The following is a 25,078-nucleotide window of genomic DNA, read 5'->3' as shown; positions in this document are numbered from 1 at the left end:
GAGGGCAAATTCGATACCGACAGGGGTGTGTGGAGAGATGACGGAACAACCGCAGGTGGACCAGTCCAAGCCCAGCATCGCCCGGGTGTACGACTATCTCCTGGGCGGCAAGGACAATTACGCGCCCGACCGGGAGATCGGGGACTTCTTCATCAAGGATCTGCCCGGTTCGGTGGATATCGCGTACGCGAATCGGAATTGCCTCGTGCGCGCCATCGGCGAGATCTCGCGCGCGGGGATCAAACAGTTCGTCGACATCGGCAGCGGCCTGCCCACCGCCGACAATGTGCACCAGGTGGCACAGCGGCACCAGCCCGAGCCGCACGTGGTCTATGTGGACAACGACCCCATCGTGCTGGCGCACGGCCGCGCGATTCTGGAGACGGACGAGTTCACCACCGTCATCCAGGCCGACCTACGCGATTCCGAGGCCATCCGCCACCATCCGGAAGTGGAGCGGCTCATCGACTTCTCGCAGCCGGTGGCCGTGATCTTCAGCGCCATCCTGCACCACCTCAACAATGACGAGAAGCCCGAGCAGGTGGTCCGCTACTGGGCCGACCAGATCCCTTCCGGCAGCATGCTCTACATCTCCCACTTCCGGTCCGGCTTCAACGAGGAGACCCGGGTCGCCGAGCAGAAGCTGCAGACCACCTTCGGCCGCGGCCGCTGGCGCACCGACGAGGAGATCCTGGGCCTGTTCGGCGATCTCGAAATCCTCGAGCCGGGCCTGGTGCCCTGCTCCCTGTGGCGCCCCGAACCCACCGCCGAGGGCGTGGCCCGCATCGGCAGCGACCACCACGACCTCAGCATCTGGGAGCAGCTGATCTCCGCGGCCCTCTCCCGCAAGCCCTGAGCCCCGAAACCCCTTGCGCCGCCCGCTGATCACTGCACACGATCAGCGGGTGCTCAGTCGAACCACTCCGGATCGCCCGCAGCGATGAGCTCGCGGAGAGCGGCCGGATCCGCGAGCGCGTCCCGCAGCAGCGCCCCGAGCGCCCGCAGCGCCGGTGCGTCTTGCCCGTAGGCGACGAACATGCCCGCCTCAGGGTCGAAGCTCACCCGCTCCCCGACCCCGGCCTCCTGTGTCGCCACCGCCGACCGTGCCACTCCGGCCCAGCCGTAACCGCCTCCCTCGTAACCGAATTCGGCGAATACGGGTTCCGCGGCGAGCATGTGGTTGTCGGACAGCATCAGGCAGTAGTGCCCGGGCTTGTGGTCGTATTCGAAGAACACCAGTGGAGCGAAACTCTCACGATCGGTCACGCCCCGAACCCTAGCCATAACCCCCGACAAACCGATATTGAGTGAAACACCCTCATGTTGGACGCATGACCAGTAGAGTCTGGACGGCCACCCGGCCGCGCGGCAAGGGGCCGCGTCCGAAGCACTGTGGGAGATTTCGCTGAGATGAGAACTGCGCGGGTTCTGTGTTCGGTCCTGTCGGCACTGGCCATCGTGTCCAGCGGGTCTGCCGTGGCCGGGGCGGCGCCGGCCGACAGCGGCTCGGGGTCCGGAAGTGCCGGCGGCTCGGGGTCCGGGAGTTCCAGCGGCTCGGGGTCGGGCAGCGCCAGCGGATCCGGGACCGGGAGCGCCGGTGGTGCGCCGACCAGCGTGCCGTCGCTCGGCCCCGACTTCATGTGGGGCGTGGCCATGGCGGGATTCCAATCCGAAGGCCATGCGCCGGACAGCAACTGGAGCCGGTACGCGAATTCCGGCAAAGCGCACGACCCGTACGGCAATTCGGTCGACTTCTACGACCGGTACGCCGAGGACATCGACCTGGCGGCCGGGATGGGCCTGAAGGTGTTCCGGCTCAGCATCGAATGGGCCCGGGTGCAGCCGCAGCCGAATACGTGGGACGAGAACGGCTTCCGCTTCTACGACCAGGTCATCCAGAAGATCCGCGCGGCGGGGATGCGGCCGATGCTGACCCTCGACCACTGGGTGATCCCCGGGTGGGAGGCGGATCGCGGGGGCTGGAAGAACCAGGGCATGGTGTCGGACTGGCTCACCAATATGCGCAAGGTGGTCGACCGATACGCGCCCGACGACCCGATGTGGGTCACCATCAACGAGCCCATGGGCTATGTCGCGCAATCGATCAAGATCGGCGATATCGGCGTGCTCGACGCGCTGCCGATGTTCGACCGGCTGGTGCAGGCGCATACCGCGATCTACGACTACATCCACTCCCGCCAGCCCGGCGCGCGGGTGACCAGCAATATCGCGCAGTACCCGATCGTGCAGAACCTGACCGACCTGCTGTTCGCCGACCGCCTCCGCGGCAAGCTCGACTTCATCGGCGTCGACTTCTATTACGGCGCGTCCCTGACGCACCTGCCGAGCACCGCGCTGCTGGGTGACGAGCTGTGGAAGAACGCCATCGAGCCCGAGGGCATCTACTACGACCTGCGCACCTACACCGAGAAGTTCCCGGGCCTGCCGATCTACGTGGTGGAGAACGGACTTCCCACCGACAACGCCGCCCCCCGCAGCGACGGCTACGACCGCGCCGACCACCTGCGCGACACCGTCTACTGGCTGCAACGCGCCAAGGCCGACGGCATCGACGTGATCGGCTACAACTACTGGAGCCTCACCGACAACTACGAATGGGGCAGCTACTCACCGCGATTCGGCCTCTACACCGTCGACGCGAAGACCGACCCGACCCTCACCCGCCGCCCCACCGACGCCGTAGCCGCCTTCAAATCCATCAGCACCCAGGGCGGCGTCTCCGCCGACTACCGCCCCACCCGCAAACCCGCCCTCTGCTCCATCATCCTGCCCCTGGAGAGCTGCCTGCGCCCCGTCTCCGTCCCGTAGGCCGCTACTTCGAGCACGCGGTGCCGAATGTGGCGTCCGGAGCCGCCGCCGGCGACTGGTGGCGGCCCCGGACTTCCCGCGCGCCTAGTAGGCGAGCAGTCCCTTGGCGACGTGGGTCACCTGGATCTCGTTGCTGCCCGCGTAGATCATCAGCGACTTGGCGTCGCGGGCCAGCTGTTCGACGTGGTACTCGGACATGTAGCCATTGCCGCCGAAGAGCTGGACGGCGTCCATGGCGACCTCGGTGGCGATCTCCGAGCAGTACAGCTTCATGGCCGAGGCCTCGGCCAGGGTCGGCGGTTTGCCGGCCCGGGAGCGTTCCAGGGCGTGGAAGACCATGTTCTGCACATTGATCCGGGCGATCTCCATCCTGGCCAGTTTGAGCTGGACCAGCTGGAAGCGGCCGATCTCCTGCCCCCACAACTTGCGCGTCTTGGCGTAATCCACGCAGAGCCGGTGGCATTCGTTGACGATGCCCAGCGCCATGAACGCCACGCCGATGCGCTCGGCGGTGAAACTCGAACGGGCGCTTTCCCGTCCGTCGCCACCCTCGTGCTGCTCGGTCTCGCCGAGCAGCCGGTCCCGGCTCAATCGCACATTGTCGAAGAACAATTCGCCGGTGGGTGAGGCGTGCAGGCCCATCTTCTTGAACGGCTTGCCCTGGGTGAAGCCCTCCATGCCCTTGTCGAGCACGAAGGTCAGCACCTTGCGGTCGCGCTTGGCCGCGATCGTCTTGGACTCGGGGGTGCCGTCTCCCTCGTCCAGCTTGGCGTAGACGATGACGGTGTCGGCGTAGGGACCGTTGGTGATGAAGGTCTTCTGCCCGTTGAGAATGTAGTCGTCACCGTCGCGGCGAACGTAGGTCTTCATCCCGCCGAAGGCGTCGGACCCCGAGTCGGGCTCCGTGATCGCCCACGCCGCAACCTTTTTCATGATCACGATGTCGCCGAGCCAGCGCTCCTTCTGAGCGAGGGTGCCGCGCGAGAGGATGGTCGTCGCGCCGAGCCCGATGCTCACGCCCATGGCGGTGACCAATCCCATGCACACGCCGGACAGCTCGCTGACGAGCACCGCCATCAGTGATTCCTGCCCGGAGAAGGGCCCGCCGTCGCCGCCGGGCTTCGCCTTCTTCTCCGGCAGCGGCTCCCCGGCGGCCAGTGCTTCCTCCCGCTTACGTTGCCTGGCAAGCAGTTTGGCGACCGTCTCCGAGCCCAGCGCGTCGATGCCGAACTCGGCGAACAGCTTCCGGATGATCGGATACGGCAGCATCTCGCCGTTGTCGAGGGCGTCCAGGTGCGGGCGCACCTCCTTGTCGATGAAGCTCCGCACCGCGCCGCGGATCAGCTCATCGGTCTCGGACCATTCGAACATCGTTGTCCGCCTTCCTGATTACGGTAGTCGCCCGGCGATATCGTCGATGGACCAGGGCCCCTCGGTCTCGATGGTCTTCACGTCGTGCCAGCCCGCCAGTTCGGATATCGCGCCACCCTGCACCGCGAACACCTTGCCGGTGATCGGGCACTTCTCGGTGGCAAGATACGCCACCAGCGGCGAGATATTGGCCGGACTGAAGGCATCGAACTCGCCTTCTTCCAGTCCGGCCTGCTGCGCGGCCATCATCTCGCCCATGCCCGGCGTGGCCAGGGTGAGCCGGGTGCGCGCGATCGGCGCGATGGCGTTCACGCGCACGCCGTAGCGGGCCAGCTCATCGGCCGCCACCAGGGTGAGTGCGGCGATACCGGCCTTGGCCGCACCGTAATTCGCCTGCCCGGCATTGGGGACCGTGGTACCCGACGCCGACGCGGTATTGATCACCGCCGCGACAGGCTGATTGCCCGCCTTGGACTGCTCCTTCCAGTACCCGGCCGCGTGCCGCAGCACCGCCGCGTGCCCCTTGAGGTGCACGGCCAGTACCGCGTCCCACTGCGACTCGTCCATGCCCGCCACGAAGGCGTCACGCAGGATGCCCGCGTTGTTGACCACGACATCCAGCCGCCCGAACTCCGACACCGCCTGATCCACCAGGTTTTTCGCGCCCTGCCAGTCGGCCACGCTGTCGGTGTTGGCGATCGCCCGCCCCCCTGCGGCGAGGATCTCGGCCACGACCTCGTGCGCCGGACCGGTGTCCGCGCCTTCACCGGCATTGCTGCCGCCGAGGTCGTTCACCACGACCGCCGCGCCCTCCCGGGCGAACAGCAGCGCGTGCTCCCGGCCGATCCCCCGGCCGGCTCCGGTGATGATGGCGACCCGTCCGTCGAGTGCACCCATGAATGTCTCCCTAAGAGTTGTCGGAAATTTCGGCCAGGCCGTCGCTGAGGACGGTGTCGCCGCCGCGGACCGTGCGGAAGGCGTAGGTGGTCACCCCGTCGGCCGAGCCGACCTTCCAGATCTGGGTCTCCAGGTCGTCGTTCGGGAAGACCATCTTGGCGAAGCGCACCGCATACCGTCGCAGCCGAGCCACATCCGAGCCCGCGACCTGGGTCAGCACCCCCCACGACGACATGGCCATGGTGCAGAGCCCGTGCGCGATGATGCCGGGCAGACCGGCATCGCGGGCGACCTGGTCGTCCAGATGCAGCGGCACCGGATCACCGGAGGCCGGCGAATACCGGTACGTCTGATCGGCGTCGACGTGTGCGGCGACCGTGGCCAGCGGCTCCCGCTCCAGCAGTGCCGGATCGAACCGGTGCGCAGGAGCCTGCTCGCCCGCCTGCTCGCCCGCGTCGACATTGCGGAAGAACGCGGTCAGATACTGCTCATTGACCAGTTCCCCGGCCTCGGAACGGCATTCGATGCGGATGGTGATGGTCGAGCCGTTGTCCTTGCCCTCGAACCCGATGGCTTTGGCCCGCGACACCAGCTTGTCGCCGGGCCGGATGGGCCGATGGAAGTGGAAGTCCTGCTCCCCGTGCACCACCCGTCCGAAGATGTTCATCGGGGCCACCTCGATGACCGGCATCATCATGGCTTCGAAGACGGGCACGATGGCGAAGACCGGCGGGGCCGCATCGCCTTTCAGGTGCGCGGGAATGGGATCGTTGGTGGCCGCGGCGTATTCGGCGATCCGCTCGCGCGTGACCTCGAACGTCTCCTCGCCGGACCAGGAACCCAGCCCCGACTCGTCGAATTCGACAGCGGTGGAAGTCATCTCGTGCGCCCGCTCGCCGTCAGGCCGCCGTGGCGAGCGCGTCGAGCGCGGCGAGAGTCTTGTCCAGCTGCGTGAGGCCATCCTTCTCGACCGCCTTGCCCAGCGCCCCCTTGATCAGCGCGCCCTCGAAATCGCCGGACACCGAGAAGCGGCTGCCCGCGCCCTCAGGGGTGATGTCGAAGGCGAACTGCACCTTCACCCCGGCCATGCCGGTGCCGCTGAGCACCAGCTTGTTCGGGGTCTCGACGCTCTCGACCACCCACTCGATCTTGTTGGCCATGCCGAGCATCATGATCTTGGCGGTCAGCTTCGCGCCCGGCGCCAGCACGGCCGGCGGCTCTTCCATCCAGCGCTCGTGGATGGAGAACCATTTGTCCCAGGTCTGCGGGTCGGAGACCACGGCCCACAGGCCGTCGGGGGTGGCGGTCAGGTTTTTGGAAGCTTCGATGTGTCCCACGGGATCACCTCTTCGTAGTCGGGGATGGAGGGTGCCGATCAGCGGTCGGCGCGCTGGTAGGCGGTGACGACGGCCGCGCCGCCGAGCCCGATGTTGTGCTGCAGGGCGGCGGTCACGTTGTCGACCTGCCGCTTGTCGGCGGCGCCGCGCAGCTGCCAGGTGAGTTCGCTGCACTGCGCCAAACCCGTTGCGCCCAAAGGGTGTCCCTTGGAGATGAGCCCGCCGGAGGGGTTCACCACCCACTTGCCGCCGTAGGTGGTCGCGCCGGAGTCGATGAGGTGCCCCGCCTCGCCCTCCTTCGCCAGGCCGAGCGCCTCGTACAGCAGCAGCTCGTTGGCGGAGAAGCAGTCGTGCAACTCGATGACCTGGAAGTCCTCGGGGCCGAGGCCGGCCTGCGCGTACACCTTCTCCGCCGCCCGGACATTCATGTCGTAACCGATGAGGTTCTTGGCACTGCCGTCGAAGGTGGACTGGAAGTCGGTGGTCATGGCCTGGCCGACGATCTCGACCGCCTGCCGCGACAGGTCGTGGCGGTCCACGAATTCCTCCGAGGCCAGGACGACCGCGCCGGACCCGTCGGAGGTCGGCGAGCACTGCAGCTTCGTGAGCGGGTCGTAGATCATGCGCGAGCCCAGGATGTCATCGAGCGTGTACTCGTCCTGGAACTGTGAATACGGGTTGTTCACAGAGTGCTTGTGGTTCTTGTATCCGATCCTGGCGAAGTGCTCGGCGGTGGTGCCGTACTTCTTCATGTGCTCGCGCCCGGCCGCGCCGAACATCCACGGGGCCACCGGGAACAGCACCTCGGAGATCTCCGCGAGCGCCATGATGTGGCGCGCCATGGGCTGTTCGCGATCGTCCCAGGTGGAGCCGAGCGAGCCCGGCTGCATCTTCTCGAAGCCCAGCGCCAGCGTGCAGTCGGCCAGCCCGCCCCGGATCGTCTGTGCCGCAAGGTAGAGCGCCGTCGAGCCGGTGGAGCAGTTGTTGTTGACATTGATCACCGGAATGCCGGTCAGTCCCAGTTCGTAGACGGCGCGCTGGCCGGAGGTGGATTCACCGTAGACGTAGCCGACATAGGCCTGCTCGATCTCGCGGTAGTCGATTCCGGCGTCGGCGAGGGCCTTGGTCCCCGACTCCCGGGCCATGTCCGGGTAGTCCCAGTCACTGCCGTCCTCGTTCTTGCGCCGCCCCGGCTTCTCGAACTTCGTCATGCCGACGCCGACGACGTAGACCTTGTTCGTCATCGAACTCCTCACATAGGGGAACGAAAACAAACATACAAAGCTGTATGTAACTAGGCAAGAGGGCGGCGGTGTTCTCGACATCTAGCACAAGATCGGCAGCTCCGGCCGGCACACCGGGACATACCGCCGATGCGGTGACCCCACCCGCGCAAACGGCGAAGGCCCCCGCCGCACACCGCGGCGAGGGCCTTCGGGCCGGATCGATCAGCTATTCGTCGGCGATCCGGAAGTCGGGCATCCGCGCCTCGGCCGCCAGGCGCAACTGCGCCGAAGCCCGCAGCCAGCGCCGGTGCGCCCGCTCGGGATCGGGAGAAATGAAGTTGGTCACCAGGATTCCGCGCAGCGTGTCCATCGCGGTGTAGGCGAAATCGCGAACGTTCTTGCGGTCCAGCTCATTCGGCACCAACTGCGCGACGGCCAGCAGCACCGCGTTGTTCACGAACGGCTCGACCTTCTCCATCTCGACCGCGAGCACCCGATCCGTGCGGCTGGCCACCCACAATTCGATGGCCGCGACGAACAGCGGGCCCTGATGCAGCTCCCACATGGCCTCCAGGGTGGCGCCGATCGGATCGTCCCCGGTGCGGACCCGCCGGATCTCCTTCATGGCCGCCTCGGTGCGCCGCTGCGCCAGATGACTGATCGCCGCGACCACCAGCTCGCTCTTGGAACCGAAATGATGCACCTGCGCGCCCCGGGTCACGCCCGCGCGCTCGGCCACCCGTGGCGTCGTCGTCCCGGCGTAGCCGTACTCGACGAGGCAGTCGATGGTGGCGTCCAGCAGCCGCGTCCGGGTCTCGGTGCTGCGCTGTTCCTGGGTGCGGCGCGGGGGTTTCGAGACGGCGGAGCTGGTCATGGGGGGATCTTACACTTACATACACTCGTGTATGTTCACGCCGGGGGTGCGGGCCGGACTCCGGCCCGCACCCTGACAGCGGGCGAGATTACGTCTGGGAGTTGTACATGCAGGCGTCGCAGAACCAGCCGGTGGCGGTCATGACGCAGTCGTTGAGCCGGACGTTCTGGTTGCCGATGACTTGGCGACAGTTGATCGCACAGCCATTGAGATCACTACCGCAGGTCACCGGGTCGGCGGAGGAGACGGCGGGCACTGCCAGCCCGAGCAGCACACCTCCGGCGAGCACAGCGATTCGAACAGCACGCATGACGGATACGTCCTTTCCGCAAGAGAAGAAGGTGTCCGGTCGAGAGCGCTCGTATTCGGCCGATAACTCGACGAGATTAACCCCGTTCGATGTGAATTCCGATCAATGAACGCTGTGAGTCTTTCACCCTGAATGTGAGGTTTACACCGGTGTGCCGTGCAGGTTTTCACGGCCCACCACGACCGTCACCGCGAAGAGTGCCACGCCGACGACCGCCAGGCCCGCGCCGATCGCCGCCGGGGCGGTGTAGCCGAGGCCCGCGGCGATCACCACGCCGCCGAGCCACGCCCCGGCGGCGTTGGCGATGTTCAAGGCCGCATGGTTGAGAGCGGCGGCGAGGGTCTGGGCGTCGTGGGCGACATCCATCAGACGGGTCTGCAGGGCGGGGGCCAGGGCCGCGCCGGACGCGCCGACCAGGAACGCGCCGAGGGCCGCGGTGTACGGGTTGTGCGCTGCCGCAATGTATCCGGCGAGAATCACCACCATGGCCAGCAGGGAGATGAACACCGCGCGGTCGACGCCGCGGTCGGCGAGCACGCCGCCGGCGATATTGCCCGCCACCATGCCGAGGCCGAAGAGCATGAGCACCAGCGGAACCAGGCCCACCCGCAGGCCGGCGACATCGGTCAGGGTGGTGGTGATGTAGGTGTAGACGGCGAACATGCCACCGAAACCGACCGCGCCGACGAGCAGTGTCAGCAACACCTGGGGGCGACGCAGGGCGGTCAGTTCGGTGCGGGGGTCGGTCATGCGAATGCCGTGCAGGTCCGGCACGAAGCGGGAGATGGCGGCGACGGTCGCGATACCGATCACGGCGACCACCACGAAAGCGTTCCGCCAGCCCAGGTTCTGGCCCAGCCAGGTGGCTGCGGGAACGCCGACGACATTGGCGGCGCTCAGACCCAGCATAACTGCGGCAACCGCCTTGGCACGCTGCCCCGCCGGTGCCAGCGAGGCCGCCGCCAGCGACGCCACACCGAAGTACGCGCCGTGCGGCAGGCCCGAGACGAACCGCGCCACGGTCAGCGTCGAGAAGCCGGGTGCGATCACGCTGGCCGCATTACCCAGTGTGAATGCCGCCATCAACGCCATCAGCAGCCGCTTGCGGGGGACCCGCGCGCACAGCGCCGCGATCACCGGCGCACCGACGACCACACCCAGCGCGTAGGCCGAAACAATGTGTCCGGCAGTCGGTTCGGAGACCTTCATGGAGTCGGCGATATCGGGCAGCAAACCCATGGTGACGAATTCGGTGGTACCGATTCCGAACCCACCCAGGGCCAGCGCCAGCATGGCGGGCACATGCCACCGCTCGCGTGGCCCCGCCTCGGGCGCGGACCCGACGGCCTCGGGCGCGGACCCGACGGGACGATCCATCCCGTCGGGGCTCATCTCATCGGCGGCGGATGCGGTGGTGGCTGCGGACACGGATTCGGGCACAACCAAGCGCAACACAGTGGCGAACCGTCCCGATACCGTCCGGTCCGGTGATTTCACTCACCGACCGGCCCGGATCAGGGCCGGCCCACGCCACGCGACCGCCGGGACGCTGGTCCCGGCGGGCTGCCCGCGCGCCCCCGGTCAGACCGTGGCTGGTGCGGCGACCCGGCTGGGATCCGCCTCGCCGAGCGGCGGAATGACGGGAAAGTTGCTGCGGAACAAGCCATCCGGGTCGAACCGGTCCTTGATCTCCAGCAACCGAGCCAGCGTGACCGGATCGAAGACCGCGGCCGGGGTCTCACCGGAATCCAGGTAGGTGAACGGCTTCCGGCCACTCAGATACGGACGCAGCGCATCCACCACGGCGTCACCGCGCTCGACGACGACCGCCTCGAAGTCCGCGGTCGGCGCGGGGCCCAGCAGCGACAACAGGTACGGCTCGGCGATCCCGCCCGCGCAGCCCGCGTCGGCGCGCGGCCGGGTCAGCGCGCCACCCAGATGCCGGACCTGGACCAGCGCGAGCGGCCCCACCCCGCCCCGCGGTGCCGCAGCGGCCAGCAGCGCGTCGCTCACCCGCGCGGAGAACTCGGTGAGCAGCTCACCGCGCACCCGGGCCGGGCTGGGGTCGGCCGGCTCCATGCAGACACCGCCGACCTGCGCGGCATCCAGCGGCCGCCGGGTGTCCAGCACCGCACCCGGAATCTCGTCGAACAACCGCAGCGGACCCGTCACCGCGCCCAGCGCGACCACATCAACGGCCACCATGGCCCGGCCGCGCAGCATCTCGGGAATCTCGGGGAACGGCGGGAACTGCACGAGGGTCAGCCAAAGGCTCAGTCCCTCTTCGGCTTCCGCGGTGGCCTGCCGGAAGGCCGCGACGACCGCCTCGGTTTGCTCTGCGGGCCAGAGTATGCGGCCGCCGAAAAGCTCGGCCGCGTCGAACAATTCGAATTCCATGCCGGTCACCAGCGCGAAATCGCCACCGCCGCCGCGCAGGGCCCAGAACAGCTCGGGCTCGGAGTCCGTGGTCACCCGGCGCTGATCGCCGTCCGCGGTCACCACCTCCAGCGCTCGCACCGCATGCGCGGCGTAGCCGCGGCTGCGCGCGAACCAGCCGACACCGCCGCCCAGCGTGTACCCCGTCACCCCGACCACCGCGGAACTGCCGCAGGCTCCGGCCAATCCGTGTGCGGCGGCCCGCTCCAGCACCGGCTGCCACGCCACCCCCGCCTGCACCCGTGCCACCCGCGCCGCGGGGTCGATCTCGATCCCGTCCAGCGCCCGGGTCGTCACCAGCACGGTCCCGTCCGCCGACGAGGAGGGGCTGTGCCCCGTCGCCCGCGTGCTCAGTGGCAGCTCGGCCGCCGCCGCGAACCGCACCAGCGCCGCGGCGTCGGCCGCGTCCGCGACCTCCACCACCGCCGAAACCCGCTGCCGCACGGCGAGATTCCACGGGGTGCTCGCCTGTTCGAAACCCTCGTCCCCGGGTACCAGCACCCGGCCCCGCACCACAGTGCGCAGTTCGCCACCGATCGCCGTCATCGCTCCTCCTTCGCCGCCGCGCGTACCGCGGCCGAACCCCATCTGTCACAGGGGTATTGACCGTTCGATCGGGTGCGTTAACCCGTTGGCACGCGGCCATGCTGGCAAGGACCGTGTGAACGTTTCGTGATCACGGCCGGCAGAACCCCGAAAACAGTTCGGGCACCCGCCCACCCACCGGTTCCGATGGGGGCAGGTGCCCGTGTGGCGCGGTGGATGGTCCTGGCCGGGACTGTGGTCCCGGCCGCCATCTTCACCGCTTCGCGCTGTTCACGTTCGTCGGCGCGTGGGAGCATGCGCTCCTGGGTTTTCAGGGGTGGCCCCTGAACAACCTCTTGCCCTTGGGGTTTCAGGGGCTTGCCCCTGAGAGTCCCGAGAGCTGGGATCTTCTTTCTAGCGCAGCTCGCGAGCCAGGTTGGCGTCCAGCACGCCGAGGAACTCCTCGGTGGTCAGGTAGCCCTGGTCGCCGCCGACCAGCAGCGCGAGGTCCTTGGTCATCTGGCCGGACTCGACCGTCTTGATGACGACATCCTCGAGCGTCTGGGCGAAGCCGATCACCTCGGGGGTGTTGTCCAGCTTGCCGCGGTGGGCCAGGCCACGCGTCCACGCGAAGATCGAGGCGATCGGGTTGGTGGAGGTGGGCTTGCCCTGCTGGTGCTGACGGTAGTGCCGGGTCACGGTGCCGTGCGCCGCCTCGGCCTCACAGGTGCGGCCGTCCGGGGTGAGCAGCACGGAGGTCATCAGACCCAGCGAGCCGAAGCCTTGCGCCACGGTGTCGGACTGCACATCGCCGTCGTAGTTCTTGCAGGCCCAGACGTAGCCACCCTCCCACTTGAGCGCGGAGGCGACCATGTCGTCGATCAGGCGGTGCTCGTAGGTGAGACCGGCCGCGTCGAACTCTTCCTTGAACTCGGTCTCGTACACCTCCTGGAAGGTGTCCTTGAACATGCCGTCGTAGGCCTTGAGGATGGTGTTCTTGGTCGACATGTACACCGGGTAGTTCTGCTGCAGGCCGTAGTTCAGCGAGGCCCGCGCGAAGTCCCGGATCGAGTCCTTGAAGTTGTACATGCCCATGATCACGCCGCCGTCTTCCGGCATGCGGACGACCTCGTGCTGGATCGGCTCGGAGCCGTCCTCGGGCGTGAAGGTCAGGGTGACGGTGCCCGCCTGGTGCACCTTGAAATCGGTGGCGCGGTACTGGTCACCGAAGGCGTGGCGGCCGATGATGATCGGCTTGGTCCAGCCCGGGACCAGACGCGGCACATTGGAGATGATGATCGGCGCACGGAAGATGGTGCCGCCGAGGATGTTGCGGATGGTGCCGTTCGGCGACCGCCACATCTTCTTCAGACCGAACTCCGTGACGCGGGCCTCATCCGGGGTGATCGTCGCGCACTTCACACCCACGCCGTGCTTCTTGATGGCGTTGGCGGCGTCGATGGTCACCTGATCATCGGTCTTGTCGCGGTACTCGATGCCGAGGTCGTAATACTCGAGGTTCACATCGAGATACGGGTTGATCAGTTTGTCCTTGATGAACTGCCAGATGATCCGGGTCATCTCGTCGCCATCGAGTTCGACGACGGTCCCTTCAACCTTGATCTTGGACATGGATCTTCGTGTCCTCCTAGGAAGGTGGTGCTCCCATTGCACGGCCGGTGAGCACCGCTTGTAGCGGACCCCAGCTGTTCAACAGACAACGTATACGCATGGCGCTCGGCACGGGACCTGTGGTGCCAAGTCCACGTACGCTGTGGCGTCAAGCAAGACAAGCGTACTGCTGCTATCGATCTCACCGCTCGGGTGGCCCCCGCTGTGCGGGATTCAGTGCGGTTACCGATAAGTAGCTTTTCGCGTGACTTTACGCACTTTCCAGGATGCGAAAACCCGCGGCCCGCGGCAACCCCCAAACCCGCGGACCGCGGGATATATGTTGTCGCGACCCGCGGGTGAATAGTCGGCCGGTCAGACGCCCACGTGCACGTGCTCGGAACCTTCGAGCAGATTTTCCGGCTTGTCCCGCACCATGAACGCGATGATCGGAATGGTCACCAGGAAGAACCCCGCGCCGATCAGGAACGCGATGTCATAGGAATGAATCGCGGCCCGGGCCATCACGTGGTCGACGCCCGGATTGTTCTTCGCGAACCGCTCGGCCACCTGCACCGCGATCGTCGACAGCAGCGCGGTGCCGATCGCGCCGCCCACCTGCTGCGCGGCATTGAGCAGCGCGCTGGCGACACCGGAGTCACGCTCCTCGACCTGGTGCAGCGCCGTGGTCTGCATGGCCACGAACAGCCCGCCCATGCCGAGCGCGATAAGAATCACTGCCGGCAGCACGCCCCCGGCGTAGCTGTCCCCGAAGCTCAGCCGCGACAGGTACAGCAGCCCGGCCATGCCCAGCACCGAACCGGTGATCATGAGCGGCCGCGGCCCGATCCGCGGCAGCAGCCCGCTCGCGACGCCCGCGGAGACGACGATGCCGATCGGGAAGGGCAGGAACGCCACCCCCGCCTTCAGCGCCGACCAGCCCAGCGTGATCTGGAAGTAGTAGCTCATGTTGATGAACATGGCGAACATGGCGATCGGCAGCAGCAGCGCCACCAGGAACGAGCCGCCCCGGTTGATCTCCCCCGGAATACGCAGCGGCAGTAGCGGATTCGACGAGCGCCGCTCGATGGCGACGAAGGCGGCCAGCAGCGCGACGCCCGCGATCAGCAGGGCCAGGGTGGTGCTCGCGGTCCAGCCGTCGGAGGCCGCGCGGCTGAAGCCGTAGACCACCGAGACCAGGCCGAGCGTGGCGGTCACCGCGCCGGGCAGGTCATAGCCGCCGGTGCGCGGCGCGGGCACGTCCCGGACCACGAAGGCGAGTGCGCCCAGGAAGGCGATCAGCGCGATCGGGGCGTTGACCAGCAGGCACCAGCGCCAGTTGGCGTATTCGGTGAGCGCCCCGCCCACGATCAGGCCGATGGCCGCGCCACCCGCGGACACACCCGCGAAGACGCCGAAGGCGCGAGCACGCTCCCTGGCCTCGGTGAAGGTGACCGACACCAGTGACAGCGCGGCCGGCGCGAGCAGGGCGGCGAACGCGCCCTGCAGCCCGCGCCCGGCGAAGAGTTCCGCGCCGTTCTGCGCGAGCCCGGCCAGCGCCGACGCGCCGGCGAAGCCGACCAGGCCGATCAGGAACATGCGGCGGCGGCCCAGGTAGTCGGCGAGGCGGCCGCCGAGCAGCAGCAGGCCGCCGAAGATCAGCGTGTAGGCGGTGAGCACCCACTGCCGGTCGCCGTCGCTGATGCCCAGGTCACGCTGGGCGAAAGGCATGGAGATGGTGACGATGGTGGCGTCCAGCACCACCATCAGCTGGGCGATAGCGAGTACGCCCAGGGCCCACCAGCGCGCAGCTCCGCGCCGGTCGGCGCTTTGTGATCGGTCTTCGAGTGTTGTTGTCGCGGCGGTCATGTCGTCTCCTCACGGACGGTCGGGAACACCCTCGACAATCTTGACCCCTGAGGCCAATTGACGTCAAGAGAAATTTGTCGCACTGCGACAGTTGGCATAATGGGACACGAGAAGCGCTCGAACCCTTACCATGGAGGTATGTCGGAGTTGTCAACTCACCTCGGTGTGATCGCACGTCACCGGCCGGGCCTGCGTGAGCGGAAGAAGGAACAGACCCGGGCGCGGATCATCGACGTCGCCCTGCGGCTGTGCGACGACCAGGGCTTCGACGCCACCACCGTGGAACAGATCGCCGACGAGGCCGACGTCTCGCCGCGCACCGTGAACCGGTACTTCGACAGCAAGGAAGACATCGTCATCGCGCCCATCGCCGACTGGGCGCGGGCACACGCGGATGCGCTGCGCGAGCAGCCGAGCACCGGCAACGAGCTGAAAGCGCTGCTGGACAGCTTCCTGGCCATCGTGGACCGCGTGGTCGACCACGACGAACCGCTGCCCTTCCGCTGGTTCCAGCAAATGCAGCGCATCATCCGGTCCACCGCCGCGGTACGGGCGTGCAGCATGGCCGCCACCGAGAACAAGACCGAGCAGACCGCGCAGGTGCTGGCCGAACGCCTCGGCACCACCGTCGCAGATCTGCGAGTTCGGTTGCTGCTCGGCACCTTCCACGCCATCATGCGGGCCGGCACCGAATCGGACTTCGATTCCGGCTTCGCCGACGAGCGTCTGATCGCGTCACCGCGCCGCATGGCGGAGGCCGTGGTCGGCGCGTATCACGAATTCGTTCGCACCTGCGCGGAGCCCGCTGTGGCCAGCCCCACTTCCGAAACACCGGCGTCCGCCCGCTAGAATCGCGCGACAGGTCAAGAGCATCAGCGTTAAGGCCCCGGCTTGCTGATCGGCAACCCTCCAGCTGCGGTGGGGTGCTCCGGGTGCAGACCCGGCGTTCGAAGGCCGAACGCAAGCGCAACTAGGAGGTCTACCGAAATGTGTTGGTGTCGAAGCCCATTCGCCTCTCGATAACATCAAACTTCCGCCACTCGGCGACCTTGTTTTTGGAGCAGAACACATGAGTGACTCGACCGCGCCCGCGGCCGTCTCGGCTGACGGCAACCTGGATCCGGCCGGCTGGTCCTTCGAGACCAAGCAGATTCACGCCGGACAGGCTCCCGATCCGGCCACCGGAGCCCGCGCCCTGCCCATCTACCAGACCACCTCCTACGCCTTCCGCGACACCGATCACGCCGCCGCGCTGTTCGGGCTCGCCGAGCCGGGCAATATCTACACCCGCATCATGAACCCCACCCAGGACGCGGTGGAGCAGCGCATCGCCGCGCTCGAGGGCGGTGTGGCCGCGCTGCTGCTGGCCTCCGGTCAGGCCGCGGAGACCTACGCGATCCTGAATCTGGCGCAGGCCGGCGACCACATCGTGGCCAGCCCGCACCTGTACGGCGGCACCTACAACCTGCTGCACTACTCGCTGCCCAAGCTGGGCATCGAGGTCAGCTTCGTCGAGGATCCGGACGATCTCGAGCAGTGGCGCACGGCCGTGCGGCCCAACACCAAGGCGTTCTACGGGGAGACGGTCGCCAATCCGAGCAGCTCGGTGCTCGACATCCCGGGCATCGCCGAGGTCGCGCACGCGGCGGGCGTGCCGCTGATCGTGGACAACACCGTCGCCACGCCGTACCTGATCCAGCCGCTGCGACTGGGCGCGGACATCGTCGTGCACTCGGCCACCAAATACCTGGGCGGGCACGGCTCCGCGGTCGCGGGCGTGATCGTGGACGGCGGCAACTTCGACTGGACCGTGCGGGACGCGGCGGGTGAGTCCCGCTTCCCGGGTTTCACCACCCCGGATCCCAGCTACCACGGCGCCGTGTTCGCCGATCTCGGCGCGCCGGCCTACGCGCTCAAGGCGCGGGTACAGTTGCTGCGCGATCTGGGTGCGGCGGTGTCGCCGTTCAACGCCTTCCTCATCGCGCAGGGCATCGAGACGCTGAGCCTGCGCGTCGAGCGGCACGTGGCCAATGCCCAGGCCGTGGCCGAGTTCCTGGCCGAGCAGCCCGGCGTCGAGAAGGTCTACTACGCAGGACTGCCCAGCTCCCAGTGGTTCGAGCGGGGCAAACAGCTGGCACCCAAGGGCGTCGGCGCCATCGTCTCCTTCGAGCTGGCCGGTGGCGTGGACGCCGGCAAGAAGTTCGTGGAGGCGCTGGTGCTGCACAGCCACGTCGCTAACATCGGCGATGTGCGCTCGCTCGTCATCCACCCGGCCTCCACCACGCATTCCCAGCTGACTCCCGCCGAACAACTGGCGTCCGGTGTCACACCTGGTCTGGTCCGGTTGGCCGTGGGTATCGAGGGGATCGGCGACATCCTGGCGGATCTGCGCGCCGGACTGACGGCGGCGGCAAATTGACCGTGAACATCGAATCGAACACGGCCCGGCACGCGGCGGAGCTGCTGTTGCCGCCGCCCGACGGGACGCTCGGCAGCATTGCCATCGGGGATATCGAGCTCGAGACCGGAGCCGTCATTCCCGATGTCACGCTGGCTGTGCAGCGGTGGGGCGAACTATCGGCGAACGCGGACAACGTGGTGCTCGTGGAGCACGCGCTGACCGGTGATTCGCACGTGGTGGGCCCCGCCGACGTGCACCACGGCCAGGCCGGCTGGTGGGACGGCATCGTGGGTCCCGGCGCGCCGGTGGACACCCGCGAGTGGTGTGTCATCGCCACCAATGTGCTCGGCGGCTGTAAGGGCAGCACCGGGCCGTCGTCGCTGGCGGCGGACGGAAAACCCTGGGGCGCAAGGTTTCCCGAGATCTCCATCCGCGATCAGGTGGCCGCCGAGATCACGCTGTTCGACCTGCTCGGCATCGACCGCCTGGCCGCCGTGGTGGGCGGCTCCATGGGCGGCATGCGGGTGCTGGAATGGATGGTCGCCCGGCCCGAGCGGGTCGGGGCGGCCCTGGTGCTGGCGGTCGGCCCGCGCGGCACCGCCGACCAGATCGGCACCCAGACCACCCAGATCGCGGCCATCACGGCCGATCCGGACTGGCAGGGCGGCAACTACCACGGCACCGGGCGCGCCCCGATGACCGGCATGGGCATCGCCCGGCGCATCGCGCACCTGACCTATCGCACCGAGTTCGAGCTCGACCACCGCTTCGAGAACCATGCCCAGGGCGATGAGGACCCGTGGGCGGGTGGGCGTTACGCGGTGCAGAGCTATCTGGAGTACCAGGCCGACAAGCTGATCTCACGGTTCGACCCGGCCACCTATGTGCTGCTCACCGAGGCCATGAACCGCCACGACGTGGGCCGCGGCCGCGGCGGTATCGCGGCGGCGCTGGGGTCCACGCCGGTGCCGTGCGTGGTCGGCGGGGTGGACTCGGATCGGCTGTACCCGCTGCGCACCCTGCAGGAGCTGGCCGATCTGCTGCCGGGTTCCAAGGGGCTGGAGATCATCCGGTCCCGGGACGGCCACGACGGGTTCCTGACCGAGACCGAGGCGGTCGGCAAGCTCATGCTGGAGACGATGGACCTGGCCCGCACCCTGCGCGAGTCGGACCGCTGAAACAACGCTGCCCGTCCGCTGCATCTCCGCTGCCTCACCGGAGGCGCGTTACCTCGCGTATCGTGTCCGTTTCGCGCGAATTGCCGTGACGCGCTTCCGGTTTCGCGCACATGACACCTCCGTAACCGTCAGCCCGGAATACGTGTGCGCGAGGCTCGGCACCCGTAATGTATTCAGGCATGACCGCCGCATTCGATGACATGGATCTACGCGATCTCGTCGATCTGCTCTCCGAGGACGAGCAGCGTGAACTTCGCCCGGCCATACTCCGTGTCCTGCACAGACTCCCCGACCAGGAAGTGTTGCGCCGCGAGCTCGGCCGCCGCATGACCTCGGTCTAGCAATCCCCCAGCGCCGCGGGTTCGCGGCCACCATCCGATCGAACATTCAGTGCCGCGACTCCGGTCGCGGCCCCGACCTCGGCGCGGTCTAGGTGACGCCGAGGCTGCTGATGGTCGCGGCCAGCACGATGATCGCGCCGCCCAGCACCGTCAGCCAGGCGACGTCGAAACCCTTGCTACGCACCGCGAGCAGACCGGCCCGGTCGGTCGGCAGAATCAGCCGCAGTGCCGCGGCCAGCAGCGCCCCGCCGCCGAAGAAGAACGTGCCGCGCCGCCAGCGGTCCCAGGCCAGGAAGACCACGGCCACCACCAGCACCATCGCTACCAGCAGTATGGGCAGATTGTCCCGGACGAACTCCCCCGCACGACTGCTACGGCTCTCGGGTGCGGCATGGGCTGGACTCACCGCACGAGCTTATCCGGCCCTCTGCGATGCTGGAGCCCGTGTTCCATCTCGTGTTCTTCGAACCTCGCATCCCCCCGAATACCGGCAATGCCATTCGGCTGGCGGCCGGTACCGGCTGCGAACTGCACCTGATCGAACCGCTCGGCTTCGACCTGTCCGAGCCGAAACTGCGCCGGGCCGGGTTGGACTACCACGACCTGGCCGTCGTCACCGTGCACAAAAGTCTCGCCGCCGCGTGGGATGCCATTGGGCCCGAGCGAGTCTTCGCCTTCACCGCGACGGCCACCACCCACAGCACCGATGTCGCCTATCGCTCGGGCGATGTGCTGCTCTTCGGGCCCGAGCCGACCGGGTTGCCCGAGGAGGTGCTCGCCGATCCCCGCGTCACCGAGCAGCTGCGCATCCCGATGCTGCCGGGCCGGCGCTCGATGAATCTGTCCAATGCCGCGGCCGTCGCCGTGTACGAGGCCTGGCGCCAGCTGGGTTTTCCGGGCGCGGTCTGAGCATCCGGGCGCGGTCCGGGTTTCCGGGCGCGGTCCGGGTTTCCGGGGGCGGTCCGGGTTTCCGGGGGCGGGTTCGAATCAGTCGTCGATTTCGAAGCGCTTGAAGCGGGAGGTCGCGCCGCCCGTCAGGCGGACCGCGGATTTGGGGACGCCGTAGTGAGCGGCCAGCAGCTCGATGGCTGCTCTGTTGGCCTTGCCCTCCACCGCCGGGGCACGCACGTACAGCTGCAGCGCCCCGTCGTCGAGGATCTCGACCAGGGGCCCCTTCTTGCTGCCGGGTTTGATGGTCGCCCGGACTATGGCCACACCGCACTCCCTTCCTGACTCGTCGAGGCCCATTGTCTCGGATGCGTCCGGGGTCAACAGCCGGGGTCTGCGATAGAAGCCACAGAAAACGGGGTAAGCGAGGGAGGGCGTGAAGCCGTAGTGTCCGGTGTGCCGTGGCGGAAGGTCGCCCCGAAAGGAAAAGCAAGATGGTCAAGCGTCTCGTATTACTGCTGTCGGCCTTACTGGGGGTGATCCTGCTGGCGACGGGGGCGGCCGCGGCCGGACCGGTCACGGTGCACGACGACTCCAAGGTGCTGGACGTCGCCAAGGTGACGGATGCGGCGAACCAGCTGTCGAATCCGGTGCAGATCTTCACCACCGAGAAGTTCTCCGACGATCACGGCAAGTTCGATCAGGAGGCGCAGAGCCACGTCAAGGATCCGGCGGACGTGGTGCTGGCCATCAACACCAAGTCCAAGTTCCTGTCGATCCGCACCGGCGCGAACTCGCACATTCGCGAAACCGGTTCCGCCGGTACGGCATTCAAGAACGCCTTCGGCAGCGGCGACTACACGGGCGCGACCGTCGCGGCGCTGGGCGCGCTGAAGTCGGCGACCGATCAGGCCGCGCCCACCAGCGCCCGGGCCGGCAATCCGGCGCCTGCGCCCGCCGCGAAACCCGAATCCAAGGGCAGCGGCTGGGGGTGGCTGGGCATTCTGTGCCCGATCGTGATCATCGGCGGCATCATCGCGGCCGTCGTCGCGTTCTTCCGCCGCCGCCGCGGCAACCCGCCGCCCCCGCCCGGCGGCGGTGGCTTCGGTGGCGGCTATGCCCCCGGCGGTCCCGGCTACGGCGCTCCCGGCTACGGCAACCCGCCCTACGGCAGCGGGCGGGGCGGCATGAGCCCCGGCGCGGCCGCGGGTCTCGGCGCGGTCGGCGGCGCGGTCGGAGGCGGCCTGCTCGGCTATGAACTCGGCCGGATGGAAGGCGAACACGAGGAGCGCGAGCGCCATGACTACGGCCCGCCCCCGGAGTCCGGCGGTGGCTACGACCCCGGCCCGCAGCAGTGGGGCGGGGGCGGCGGAGACTACGACTTCGGCGGCGGCAGCGACTTCGGCGGCGGCGGCAGCGACTTCGGCGGCGGTGGCGGCGATTTCGGCGGCGGTGGCGACTCCGGCGGTGGTGGCGGCGACTTCTGACCGCTCACTCGCGTCGGCCCGCACCGATGCCGGCTCCGCCCCGGCGGCCACCGAAATATGGTGCCGGCGGCCGTGTTCAGCGGAAGTCGCGGGAACGGCCCTCGATGCGCAGGTCCATGCGCTGCAGATGGTCGGCGACGATGGTGACCGCGCCCTCGGCGTTCTGCACCCGCCCGCGGATGAGCAGGGCGCGCGCGGTGGTGGCCAGGCGGCGGTAGCGGGCCCAGAGGCCGACCGAGCAGACCACGTTCACCATGCCGGTCTCGTCCTCCAGATTGAGGAAGGTGACCCCGCCCGCGGTGGCCGGACGCTGCCGGTGGGTGACCGCGCCGCCGACGAGAACCCGTGTGCCGTCACGAATGTCGAGCAGCTGCGCGGCGGGAATGACGCCGAGCGCATCGAGGCGCTCGCGCAGGAATTCGGTCGGGTAGCTGCCGGGCGAGACGCCGGTGGCCCACACGTCGGCGGCGGCCAGCTCCAGCGCGCTCATCCCGGGCAGGGCGGGTGCGGCGGTGGCCGCGCCGGTGCCGGGCAGCCGGTCGGGCCGTTCCCCCGCGGCCGCGCCCGCCGCCCACAGCGCCTCGCGCCGGGTGCCGCCGAGACTGGTCAGCGCGCCCGCGGTGGCCAGCGCTTCGGCCTGCGGCACGCTCAGCTCCACGCGCCCGGTGAGGTCGAGAAACGTGGTGTAGGGCCCGATTTCGCGGGCGGTCACGATCTGTTCGGCCAGCTCGGTGCCGATGTGCCGGACCGCGGCCAGCCCCAGCCGGATCTCCAGGCCCCGCGCCTCCAGGGTCGCCTCGGCCAGGCTGTGGTTGATGTCGGGCCCGTGCACCACCACCCCGTGCCGTCGCGCGTCGGCGACCAGCGACTGCGGCGAGTAGAACCCCATCGGCTGGGCGCGCAGCAGTCCGGCGCAGAACGCGGCCGGGTGATGAAGTTTGAACCACGCCGAGTAGAACACCAGTGAGGCGAAACTCTGCGAATGGCTTTCCGGGAAACCGAAATTCGCGAAGGCGTACACCTTCTCGTAGATGCGGTCGGCCACCTCGCCGGTGATGCCGTGCAGGCCCTTCATGCCCTGATAGAAGCGGGCCCGCAGCCGTTCCATCTTCTCCGGTGACCGTTTGGATCCCATGGCGCGGCGCAGCTGATCGGCCTCGGCGGCGGTGAATCCGGCGACGTCCACGGCCATCTGCATGAGCTGCTCCTGGAACAGCGGGACGCCGAGGGTGCGTTCCAGCGCATTCTCCAGTGCCGGATGGTCGTAATCGGGCTCCTCCCTGCCATTGCGGCGACGGATGTAGGGGTGCACCGACCCGCCCTGGATCGGTCCCGGCCGGATGAGTGCCACCTCCACCACCAGGTCGTAGAAATTCCGCGGCTTCAGGCGCGGCAGGGTCGCCATCTGCGCGCGGGACTCCACCTGGAAGACGCCGACGGAGTCGGCGCGGCACAGCATGTCGTAGACGGCTTCCTCGCCCAGGTCCAGCCGATGCAGTTCGACGGTGTGCCCCTTGTGCTCGGCCACCAGGTCGATCATGTAGTGCAGCGCCGACAGCATGCCCAGCCCGAGCAGGTCGAACTTGACCAGTCCCGCCGACGCGCAGTCGTCCTTGTCCCACTGCAGCACACTGCGATCGGCCATGCGCGCCCATTCGGTCGGGCACACGTCGGCGATGGGCCGGTCGCAGATCACCATGCCGCCGGAGTGGATGCCCAAATGCCTTGGCAGCCCCTCCAGTTCACCGGCCAGCGTGAGCACGTCGCCGGGGATGTCGGTGTGCTGTTCTTCCGCCACGCCCGTCCAGCGGCTCACCTGTTTGCTCCAGGCGTCCTGCTGTCCGGTCGAAAAGCCCAGGGCGCGTGCGGCATCCCGCACCGCGGAGCGCCCGCGGTAGGTGATCACATTGGCCACCTGCGCCGCGTACTCGCGCCCGTATTTGGCGTAGACGTGCTGGATGGCCTCCTCGCGCCGATCCGATTCGATGTCCACGTCGATGTCCGGTGGCCCGTCCCGCTCCGGCGACAGGAACCGTTCGAACAGCAGCTTGTTGGCGACCGGGTCCACATTGGTGATGCCGATGGCGTAGCAGACCGCCGAATTGGCCGCGGAACCCCGGCCCTGGCAGAGGATGTCGTTGTCGCGGCAGAAGCTGACGATGTCGTGCACGACCAGGAAGTAGCCCGGGAAGTTCAGGGTGGCGATCACGTCCAGTTCGTGTTCCAGCTGCCGGTAGGCGTCCGGGTTCCCGGCCCGTGGCCCGTAGCGGCGAGCCGCGCCGCGGAGGGTGAGCTCGCGCAGCCACGAGTTCTCGTCGTGGCCGTCCGGCACGTCGAAGGGCGGCAGTTGGGGCGCGATCAGCCGCAGATCGAACGCGCAGTCCCGGCCCAGCGCAACGGCATTCGCCACCGCCTCGGGGCAGGCGGCGAACAGCCGCGCCATCTCGTCACCGGAGCGCAGGTGCGCGCCGCCGGTGGGAGCCAGCCAGCCGGCCATGTCGTCGAGGCTGGAGCGAGCCCGGATGGCGGCCAGCGCCATGGCTCGGCGCCGGTGCGGCGGGGCCGCGAAATGCGCTCCGGTGGTGGCGAGTACGGGCAGCCCGAGCCGGTCGGCGAGGGCGATGAGCCGGGCATTGCGCTCATCGTCCTCGGGGATGCCGTGGTGGGTGAGCTCCACGCTCACCTGCTCGCGCCCGAATCGTTCGATCAGATCGCGCAGCGCCGCCTCGGCCGCCGCGTCGCCCTGCTGAAGCGCCTGTCGCACAGTCCCTTTGCGGCAGCCGGTGAGAATGTGCCAGTGCCCGCCCGCCGCGGCGGTGAGCCGTTCCAGGTCGTAGCGCAGGATGCCCTTCTCCCCCGCCGCCATGTGCGCGGCGGCCATCTCCCGCGACAGCCGCCGGTACCCCTCCTGTCCGCGTGCCAGCACCAGCAGGTGCGGTCCGGCCGGGTCGGGCGTGCCGGTGCGCGGCTCGGAATTCAGTGCGTCCGAGTCGGATTCGCGGCCGCGCCGCCGCCCGCGGGGCGCCAGGTGCGCACCGGCGCGGGCCGCGGTGCCGATGGACAGCTCGGCGCCGAAGATGGTCGGCATCCGCCATTCCCGCGCCGCCTCCGCGAACCGCACCACGCCGTAGAACCCGTCGTGGTCGGTCAGCGCGAGGGCCTCCAGGCCCAGTCGCACAGCCTCCTCCACGAGTTCTTCGGGCTGGCTGGCGCCATCGAGGAAGCTGTAGGCCGAGTGCGTGTGCAGCTCGGCGTACGGCACCGCCGATCGCGCGACCCGCCCGAGTTCCCCGGCCTCGTACTTCTCCCGCTTCCGCGACCAGGCCGGGCTGTCGCCGCCGTCGCCGTCGACCGGCTTGCGCGCGGGATCGGGCCGTCCGGACAGCACCCGTTCCATCTCCGCCCAGGAAGGCGGGCCATTGTGCCAGCCCATGACGCACCTCCTCCACAATCCGACCGGTCTTGAGTATCGAACATACATTCGAAACCGATTGGTCT

At 68.3% G+C, this 25,078-nt stretch carries 23 protein-coding genes and 1 riboswitch; of the genes, 8 read left to right on the top strand and 15 right to left on the bottom strand.

Annotated features, from left to right (window positions below; all coding sequences use genetic code 11):
• The first annotated feature begins 37 nt into the window (after window positions 1-37).
• The gene (locus ACQP1O_RS05070; RefSeq protein WP_433564722.1) at window positions 38-856 is read left to right on the top strand and encodes an SAM-dependent methyltransferase; all 819 of its coding nucleotides are present in this window, start codon (window positions 38-40) and stop codon (window positions 854-856) included.
• 53 nt (window positions 857-909) lie between these two features.
• Here ACQP1O_RS05070 and ACQP1O_RS05065 read toward each other — a convergent pair whose 3' ends face one another.
• A complete protein-coding gene (locus ACQP1O_RS05065) occupies window positions 910-1,266 on the bottom strand; it encodes an Imm51 family immunity protein (RefSeq protein ID WP_433564721.1) in 357 nt (118 codons plus the stop codon).
• Window positions 1,267-1,410: 144 nt separating this feature from the next.
• On the opposite strand from ACQP1O_RS05065, the gene ACQP1O_RS05060 reads away from it, so the two are divergent.
• Window positions 1,411-2,829: a family 1 glycosylhydrolase gene (locus tag ACQP1O_RS05060; protein WP_433564720.1), complete on the top strand. Its 1,419-nt coding sequence runs from the start codon at window positions 1,411-1,413 to the stop codon at window positions 2,827-2,829.
• Window positions 2,830-2,913: 84 nt separating this feature from the next.
• On the opposite strand, the gene ACQP1O_RS05055 is transcribed toward ACQP1O_RS05060, so the two are convergent.
• The 11 genes from ACQP1O_RS05055 to ACQP1O_RS05005 all read right to left on the bottom strand — a co-directional run bounded on the left by ACQP1O_RS05055 (window position 2,914) and on the right by ACQP1O_RS05005 (window position 15,285).
• Window positions 2,914-4,200 (bottom strand): acyl-CoA dehydrogenase family protein, encoded by a 1,287-nt coding sequence (locus tag ACQP1O_RS05055; protein WP_433564719.1) that lies wholly within the window; start codon window positions 4,198-4,200, stop codon window positions 2,914-2,916.
• 18 nt (window positions 4,201-4,218) lie between these two features.
• Window positions 4,219-5,097, bottom strand: coding sequence for an SDR family oxidoreductase (locus ACQP1O_RS05050; RefSeq protein ID WP_433564718.1), 879 nt, complete (start codon window positions 5,095-5,097; stop codon window positions 4,219-4,221).
• A gap of 10 nt (window positions 5,098-5,107) precedes the next feature.
• Entirely contained in the window at window positions 5,108-5,977 is an 870-nt protein-coding gene (locus ACQP1O_RS05045) for a MaoC/PaaZ C-terminal domain-containing protein (RefSeq protein ID WP_433564717.1), read from the bottom strand.
• 19 nt (window positions 5,978-5,996) lie between these two features.
• A complete protein-coding gene (locus tag ACQP1O_RS05040) occupies window positions 5,997-6,434 on the bottom strand; it encodes a type II toxin-antitoxin system Rv0910 family toxin (RefSeq protein WP_433564716.1) in 438 nt (145 codons plus the stop codon).
• 38 nt (window positions 6,435-6,472) lie between these two features.
• Window positions 6,473-7,678, bottom strand: a complete 1,206-nt coding sequence (locus ACQP1O_RS05035; protein ID WP_433564715.1) for a lipid-transfer protein — start codon at window positions 7,676-7,678, stop codon at window positions 6,473-6,475.
• A 208-nt stretch (window positions 7,679-7,886) separates the two neighbouring features.
• On the bottom strand, window positions 7,887-8,534 hold the full coding sequence (locus ACQP1O_RS05030) for a TetR/AcrR family transcriptional regulator (RefSeq protein WP_433564714.1): 648 nt from the start codon (window positions 8,532-8,534) through the stop codon (window positions 7,887-7,889).
• Between the two features lie 88 nt (window positions 8,535-8,622).
• Window positions 8,623-8,844: a hypothetical protein gene (locus ACQP1O_RS05025; RefSeq protein WP_433564713.1), complete on the bottom strand. Its 222-nt coding sequence runs from the start codon at window positions 8,842-8,844 to the stop codon at window positions 8,623-8,625.
• Window positions 8,845-8,985: 141 nt separating this feature from the next.
• Entirely contained in the window at window positions 8,986-10,221 is a 1,236-nt protein-coding gene (locus tag ACQP1O_RS05020) for an MFS transporter (protein ID WP_433567582.1), read from the bottom strand.
• A 204-nt stretch (window positions 10,222-10,425) separates the two neighbouring features.
• Complete coding sequence (locus ACQP1O_RS05015) at window positions 10,426-11,826, bottom strand: FAD-binding oxidoreductase (RefSeq protein ID WP_433564712.1); 1,401 nt, start codon at window positions 11,824-11,826, stop codon at window positions 10,426-10,428.
• Between the two features lie 393 nt (window positions 11,827-12,219).
• Window positions 12,220-13,437, bottom strand: a complete 1,218-nt coding sequence (locus tag ACQP1O_RS05010; protein WP_433564711.1) for an NADP-dependent isocitrate dehydrogenase — start codon at window positions 13,435-13,437, stop codon at window positions 12,220-12,222.
• 354 nt (window positions 13,438-13,791) lie between these two features.
• The gene (locus ACQP1O_RS05005; RefSeq protein ID WP_433564710.1) at window positions 13,792-15,285 is read right to left on the bottom strand and encodes an MFS transporter; all 1,494 of its coding nucleotides are present in this window, start codon (window positions 15,283-15,285) and stop codon (window positions 13,792-13,794) included.
• A gap of 138 nt (window positions 15,286-15,423) precedes the next feature.
• Between ACQP1O_RS05005 and ACQP1O_RS05000 the strand changes: the two genes are divergently transcribed.
• From ACQP1O_RS05000 to ACQP1O_RS04985, 4 genes are all read left to right on the top strand, one after another.
• The gene (locus ACQP1O_RS05000) at window positions 15,424-16,134 is read left to right on the top strand and encodes a TetR/AcrR family transcriptional regulator (RefSeq protein ID WP_433564709.1); all 711 of its coding nucleotides are present in this window, start codon (window positions 15,424-15,426) and stop codon (window positions 16,132-16,134) included.
• 12 nt (window positions 16,135-16,146) lie between these two features.
• A riboswitch (SAM riboswitch) is annotated at window positions 16,147-16,258 on the top strand.
• A gap of 96 nt (window positions 16,259-16,354) precedes the next feature.
• Window positions 16,355-17,704, top strand: coding sequence for a bifunctional o-acetylhomoserine/o-acetylserine sulfhydrylase (locus tag ACQP1O_RS04995; RefSeq protein WP_433564708.1), 1,350 nt, complete (start codon window positions 16,355-16,357; stop codon window positions 17,702-17,704).
• Window positions 17,705-17,745: 41 nt separating this feature from the next.
• Window positions 17,746-18,864 carry a homoserine O-acetyltransferase MetX gene (metX, locus tag ACQP1O_RS04990; protein ID WP_433567581.1) on the top strand — a complete coding sequence of 373 codons (1,119 nt, stop codon included), beginning with the start codon at window positions 17,746-17,748 and terminating at the stop codon, window positions 18,862-18,864.
• A gap of 179 nt (window positions 18,865-19,043) precedes the next feature.
• A complete protein-coding gene (locus ACQP1O_RS04985) occupies window positions 19,044-19,205 on the top strand; it encodes a hypothetical protein (RefSeq protein WP_169336776.1) in 162 nt (53 codons plus the stop codon).
• Window positions 19,206-19,293: 88 nt separating this feature from the next.
• Here the strand turns inward: ACQP1O_RS04985 and ACQP1O_RS04980 are convergent, their stop codons facing one another.
• Entirely contained in the window at window positions 19,294-19,611 is a 318-nt protein-coding gene (locus tag ACQP1O_RS04980) for a DUF3017 domain-containing protein (protein WP_433564707.1), read from the bottom strand.
• 38 nt (window positions 19,612-19,649) lie between these two features.
• Between ACQP1O_RS04980 and ACQP1O_RS04975 the strand changes: the two genes are divergently transcribed.
• Window positions 19,650-20,114: a tRNA (cytidine(34)-2'-O)-methyltransferase gene (locus ACQP1O_RS04975; RefSeq protein WP_433564706.1), complete on the top strand. Its 465-nt coding sequence runs from the start codon at window positions 19,650-19,652 to the stop codon at window positions 20,112-20,114.
• 78 nt (window positions 20,115-20,192) lie between these two features.
• Here ACQP1O_RS04975 and ACQP1O_RS04970 read toward each other — a convergent pair whose 3' ends face one another.
• The gene (locus tag ACQP1O_RS04970; protein ID WP_433567580.1) at window positions 20,193-20,453 is read right to left on the bottom strand and encodes a DUF167 domain-containing protein; all 261 of its coding nucleotides are present in this window, start codon (window positions 20,451-20,453) and stop codon (window positions 20,193-20,195) included.
• A gap of 134 nt (window positions 20,454-20,587) precedes the next feature.
• Here ACQP1O_RS04970 and ACQP1O_RS04965 point away from each other — a divergent pair, with 134 nt between their 5' ends.
• On the top strand, window positions 20,588-21,580 hold the full coding sequence (locus tag ACQP1O_RS04965; protein ID WP_433564705.1) for a hypothetical protein: 993 nt from the start codon (window positions 20,588-20,590) through the stop codon (window positions 21,578-21,580).
• 76 nt (window positions 21,581-21,656) lie between these two features.
• On the opposite strand, the gene ACQP1O_RS04960 is transcribed toward ACQP1O_RS04965, so the two are convergent.
• Window positions 21,657-25,013 carry an error-prone DNA polymerase gene (locus tag ACQP1O_RS04960; protein WP_433564704.1) on the bottom strand — a complete coding sequence of 1,119 codons (3,357 nt, stop codon included), beginning with the start codon at window positions 25,011-25,013 and terminating at the stop codon, window positions 21,657-21,659.
• Window positions 25,014-25,078 lie beyond the last annotated feature (65 nt).

The sequence above is a fragment of the Nocardia sp. CA-151230 genome (genome assembly GCF_050942175.1).
Lineage (GTDB): Bacteria > Actinomycetota > Actinomycetes > Mycobacteriales > Mycobacteriaceae > Nocardia.
Note: the sequence above shows the minus strand (reverse complement) of the source record. Positions and strands in the feature narration are given on the sequence as shown.